At 27.0% G+C, this 1,056-nt stretch carries 1 protein-coding gene; it reads right to left on the bottom strand.

The genetic code is table 11. The features are described from left to right. Nucleotides 1-161: 161 nt before the first annotated feature. Nucleotides 162-842 carry a GTP pyrophosphokinase family protein gene (locus I4U58_RS13915; protein WP_195931918.1) on the bottom strand — a complete coding sequence of 227 codons (681 nt, stop codon included), beginning with the start codon at nucleotides 840-842 and terminating at the stop codon, nucleotides 162-164. Nucleotides 843-1,056 lie beyond the last annotated feature (214 nt).

The following is a 1,056-nucleotide window of genomic DNA, read 5'->3' as shown; positions in this document are numbered from 1 at the left end:
CGTTGAAAGTTGTATCACTATCATTCATCTCAAAGTCTACACAATATATTGTGTTGTCTTTTTCAAATCCAAAAGTTCTCCTATTTTTAAATAGATTTACTTTCCTTTTAACTAAAAAAGACGAGTATTTCTCGCCTTTTTGATATTTAATAAGTTGTATTTTACTTATTTACAATTCTATTTTTTATATCTTCCATACGTCTATCTAATTCTGAACTTGCTTGTGCACATTCCAAAAGCTCTCGTTTTAATATATTAGCTTCTCCATCTGGTATTTCTTTGTTGTAGCTTAGTTTATGATCCAAACTTGCCCAAAAATCCATAGCAATAGTTCTAAGTTGTACCTCTACTCTCATATTTTTCTTTTCATCTTTTAGATATATTGGAACTTCTATTATTAGATGCAAACTTCTATATCCATTTGGCTTGGGATTTTTTATGTAATCTTTAACCTCAATTAATTTAACGTCGTCTTGTTGCAAAAGACAATCTGCTAATAAGTATATATCCTCTGTAAAAGAGCATATTACTCTAACTCCTGCAACATCACTTAGATTTTCTGTTATTGATCTTGTTGTAAGAGATAAATTTCGTCTAGTTAACTTTTTTACTATACTTTCTGGTGATTTCAATCTTGTCTTTATTGTTTCTATTGGGTTTCTATCGTATTCAAGTGAAAACTCTTGATTTAATACATTGAACTTTGTTTCCACCTGCATAATGGCACAATTGTAGTATGCCATTAGTTTTTTGAAAGGCATCATGTTATCTTCAATTATGTCTATGACATTATTATTAACTAATGCCTTCATAACTGGTTCCATAAATTTTTGTTTTATCATGATTTACTTAACTCCTATTTTATTATTAAATTTGCTTATAATCATCAACTTTAATAATTTATTTAAAGTAATTATGTTACTTACCCTCTTATGTTAATTCTATCCTAACATAGTTTTCTATATTTAACCTTAACACATGGATTTAATATGTACACAACAAAATAAGATATACAAAGTTTCTTTATATATCTCTTATATATTCTTTATTATATTT

The organism is Clostridium sp. 1001270J_160509_D11 (genome assembly GCF_015667935.1).
Classification (GTDB): domain Bacteria; phylum Bacillota; class Clostridia; order Peptostreptococcales; family Peptostreptococcaceae; genus Intestinibacter.
This window is presented reverse-complemented; position numbering and strand designations above follow the sequence as displayed.

Bases quoted from the DNA above. Each gene is read 5' to 3' on its own strand.
- I4U58_RS13915 (WP_195931918.1), bottom strand. From the start codon at position 842: ATGATAAAACAAAAATTTATGGAACCAGTTATGAAGGCATTAGTTAAT.